This is a genomic window from Lentiprolixibacter sp. (genome assembly GCF_982873095.1).
Window position 1 is genome coordinate 1 of the sequence record NZ_CEYNTP010000185.1, and the last position, 3,672, is coordinate 3,672.

A 3,672-nucleotide genomic window follows, 5' to 3' on the forward strand; every position below is an offset into this window, starting at 1 on the left:
GTTTTCTATTTGCAACATTGGTCTCAATGGATCACGATCTTAAGAGAGTACTCCATTGACTTTAAAGAAAGCCAAATTCATTTGGGCTTTTGGAGAAAAACTAAAAAAAACAGCTGCTTAGCAGCTGTGAATTTTCTACCCCAACGCTTTGGTCGGGACAGGTTTACAGCCGTGGTTTTCTTCTCTGATCACGAGCAACAGAGCGCACTCCAGTAGCTTTCAAAAGCTAAAAACAACGCTGTACAGGAAATGGCAGCTTCATTGTAAACAGGGCAACATGGAGGTGCAACCCTGCTGTCATGTGTTTTGTGATTTTACTCTTAATTAGGATCGATGTTTCCTGTTTAGAATTTTTACACCGGAGATTACTTCGTATATTGAGGTAAAGCAGGCTGCTCAGTTCAAATAATTTTATCGGTAAGAGGATATCCCCATTAAGCCTTCTTGTAAGACAGAAATTAGCACGTCAACTAATACTTAGGTATATAAAATTAATACTAGGAAATGGCAAAGATCAAATCAATACAGCTCAAATCTATCCCTGAGGTAATCAATATCGGGGATAATGTTAATACTATCGAAGCGATTGTTGAAATTGATTTCCATCACCTTGATGTAGAGAATAAAATGGAATATATGCTGCATCTTTACCTATTTGATATACGTGGAAGGATGGATGCTCCAATATTTATTCCCAACTGGGACGAATGTATGGTTATTCCCTTATTGCGAAAGCATGACATCAAAGACTATTTTCTGGCGAAAAAATCTATAGACGTCATTGCACAGCAAGAGATGCTCGGAGTACCTGTGGAAATTGCACTGAAACCTGAGGATATTCAGCGAAAAGCACCAATAACCTCTAGTAACCTGGCGGCTTTTGCCACCTTAGTGCCGGCTATTAGCGTGGCTTCCAAATGGTCCAAATCATTCGAAGTGCAGGTAACGTACTAGTTATTATAATCGCTAACGGTTATTTCAAGACCCCTACCGTAAATATATATTCCACTTGCTGTTAGCAGCACCTTCTATCTGAATGTAAAGCTTATTAATGCAATATTTTGTTCTTCTGAAAAGGGAGTTTGGTCATGCTTCGCTTATTTCCTAAAGGATACCATATAGCCCAGGGAAACAGTGAAGAAACCAGTGGTTTTCAGGTCGGTCTCAGTGGCCACTGCCCTGGGGAAATTAATACTGTACCCTACATCCACATTCCAGGAAGTACTGACCAGGGAAATCGGTAAGTTGAACTGGGTGTTCAGCAAGGCAAAGACATCATAATTAACAAATTCAGATTGCTGGGTTTGACTGTTGAGTTCCTGTAAGGCGATGGTCTGTGATGCCACCAGGAAATTTAACTGTGGCCTGAACTTCAGGTGGAAGGTCTTGGCTTTCAGGAGCGTTAGTCTTCCGTAAGTAATGAAATTCATTTGCAGGGCATCGTCACTCCCAAATAAATAAGACGCAAAGAGGACAGTACCTATCGTTTTCTTCCTGTTTCTTATACCCAGGCTCAAATCAATGGAATTGGTAAAAATATCCGATCCATCACTGAAAAAATACCGGGTATATCCGGGATTAACATAGAACCTGCCGGCTGAATCTATATTTTGTAAGTAGCCAAGGGAAACACTTGTGAAATCCCAATTGGGATCAAAGTTTTCATAATACAGTCCTGAAAGGCTCATATTTAATCCGGAGGGGTGGTAATAAGAAAGCTGTGGATAGAAATTGAATTGGTCTATTCCTGAATCTCTTCCGGAAAAATAGGTGTTGCTGTTCAGCGTAAAACTGGTGTACAGAAAATGACTTTTATCCAGGGCAGCCAATATATCATCAATGAGTTGCTCCTCGCTGAAGAAGAGTTCGTCCAGCAGCAGATCGATCTCGTCATCTGTGCGGGTTTCCTGGGCATAGGAATTAGCAGAGGTTGCCACTATGAATAGCAGCAACCCGGTTATCCTGATAATTTTTGAAAAGTTATTGATGGTGTTGTTCATGACCCGGAGCTTTTAATGCCCTCTTGCGCCATTACCTTTGTTCTTATTTCGCTGGCCATTGCTGTTGGAACGGTTACCTGTCCTTAGCTCACCCTGCGCACCAGCGTTTCGCACCCGTTGTTGTATGCGCTGCTGTAGCATGTGGCGCTGTTCCTCTGTAAGGGTGTTTTGAAACTCCTGCCTCATGATCCTGAGTCGGGTTTGCTGTTCCTGCATGAGTTTGCGTTGTTCCTTTGTAAAGGTGTTTTTCAGACGATTCCGAATTTGTTCCCGTGTTAGTTCAGGGTCCTGTAGAATAGCCATTTGTCCTTCTGAAAGCGATGCCCTTAACCTTTCCCGGTTCTGCTTCATAATTTGCCGTTCATTCTGAAGCATTTCCTGTTGTTGCTGGGAAAGTGATTCTTTGATCAATTCATAATGTCTCTCCTGATTTTGTTCTTGAACCTGTTCTTGCTTTTGATTTTGATTTCGGTTTTCATCCTGAGCATACAGGTTGCCGGCAAATGACATCAATATTGCAAGGGTCAGTATTCCGATTAATTGTTGAATGCTATTTGATTTCATGACTCAATTTTTTACTGTTCTTTTTCTTTCTCTGGAACCGATTCTATCTATTAGACCTCACTGGCAGCCAATAGTTGGACAGGGTTTAAAAAATGATGTCATCGATAAAATGATCGTCGATATAAGTGTCTAATAAAGAGTCTTTTACCAAGAGGGAATTCATAAAGACATCGTCAAATTCCTGCTCGTTCAGTTCCGCTTTCACAAGGACGCCGTCCAGCAGGTACTGGTCCAGGAAAACCTCCAGACTTTCATCGCCGACAAGGAGCGAGGTGATGATAATATCCTCATCTTCCATTTGTGCCAACTCCAGGTTTTCCACATTCGAAATGGGCACCTCAGAATTGCTGTCCGAAATGAGGGTCAAGCTTATCCCCAGACCAACCATTAACACAACCATCGCTGCTATGGCATAGCGAAACACAGGTCTCATGTAGAAAACCTGTTGTGTTGTTCCGGTGGAGTCAGGGACCTTTTTCATAAGGCCCGCCCTGGAATTGGCAAAGTAGTTTTCCGGAACGTCCATGCCCAGTATCTCCTTATGTTTCTTTCTAAGGGCTGCCTTTTTTCTTGTATGTTGATCTTCTTTTTTCATATGTATTTGCCTTTAATCTAAAAAGTTGTTAGTCCATCCTTTACCTCTTCTTCAATGATCTTTACGGCATTGTAGTAGGATGATTTTAGTGTGTTTTCATTGCTATGCAGTATTTCCGCAATTTCCCTAAAGCTCAGATCATCAAAGTATTTCATGTTGAATACGGTGCGCTGTTTGGGGCTCAGCTGTTTTTCGATGATTTGATGGAGTTTAAGTTTAGTTGCGTCACCGTCAAAATATGGATCCTGGGTAAGGTCCTTTAAATAGGAAGGATGAACCTCATCCAGGGAGGCCAGATGGGTTTTGTTTACCTTCTCCAGTAAACGAAGGGATTCATTATGGGCTATCCTGAACATCCAGGTGCTGAGGGAGCTCCTGCCTTCAAAAGATGCGATGTTCTTAAATATCCTGATAAAGGTATTTTGGAGAACATCATCTGCGTTTTCATGGGTAATAACGATTTTTCTGATATACCAGTACAAGCGTTCCTGATAGTGGTCGAGCAGCCAATGA

Annotated in this window: 6 protein-coding genes; 2 read left to right on the forward strand and 4 right to left on the reverse strand. The window is 41.7% G+C overall.

The features are described 5' to 3' along the window. Together AC4E7D_RS10765 and AC4E7D_RS10770 are read left to right on the forward strand one after the other, a co-directional pair. The coding region (locus AC4E7D_RS10765; protein ID WP_490173800.1) for a hypothetical protein at nt 1–216 on the forward strand (216 nt) is incomplete at its 5' end. Nucleotides 217–504: 288 nt separating this feature from the next. Continuing rightward, on the forward strand, nt 505–954 hold the full coding sequence (locus AC4E7D_RS10770) for a hypothetical protein (RefSeq protein ID WP_490173801.1): 450 nt from the start codon (nt 505–507) through the stop codon (nt 952–954). Nucleotides 955–1,097: 143 nt separating this feature from the next. Here AC4E7D_RS10770 and AC4E7D_RS10775 read toward each other — a convergent pair whose 3' ends face one another. The 4 genes from AC4E7D_RS10775 to AC4E7D_RS10790 all read right to left on the reverse strand — a co-directional run. Then, complete coding sequence (locus AC4E7D_RS10775; protein WP_490173802.1) at nt 1,098–2,000, reverse strand: hypothetical protein; 903 nt, start codon at nt 1,998–2,000, stop codon at nt 1,098–1,100. A gap of 12 nt (nt 2,001–2,012) precedes the next feature. Further along, a complete protein-coding gene (locus tag AC4E7D_RS10780) occupies nt 2,013–2,564 on the reverse strand; it encodes a hypothetical protein (protein ID WP_490173803.1) in 552 nt (183 codons plus the stop codon). Nucleotides 2,565–2,649: 85 nt separating this feature from the next. Then, nucleotides 2,650–3,159 (reverse strand): hypothetical protein, encoded by a 510-nt coding sequence (locus AC4E7D_RS10785; protein WP_490173804.1) that lies wholly within the window; start codon nt 3,157–3,159, stop codon nt 2,650–2,652. A 17-nt stretch (nt 3,160–3,176) separates the two neighbouring features. Then, a partial coding sequence (locus AC4E7D_RS10790) for an RNA polymerase sigma factor (RefSeq protein ID WP_490173805.1) occupies nt 3,177–3,672 on the reverse strand: 496 nt, incomplete at its 5' end.

What these genes read in the sequence shown, in the direction of transcription:
- AC4E7D_RS10770 (WP_490173801.1), top strand. Translation starts at nt 505, where the DNA reads ATGGCAAAGATCAAATCAATACAGCTCAAATCTATCCCTGAGGTAATC.
- AC4E7D_RS10775 (WP_490173802.1), bottom strand. Translation starts at nt 2,000, where the DNA reads ATGAACAACACCATCAATAACTTTTCAAAAATTATCAGGATAACCGGG.
- AC4E7D_RS10780 (WP_490173803.1), bottom strand. Translation starts at nt 2,564, where the DNA reads ATGAAATCAAATAGCATTCAACAATTAATCGGAATACTGACCCTTGCA.
- AC4E7D_RS10785 (WP_490173804.1), bottom strand. Translation starts at nt 3,159, where the DNA reads ATGAAAAAAGAAGATCAACATACAAGAAAAAAGGCAGCCCTTAGAAAG.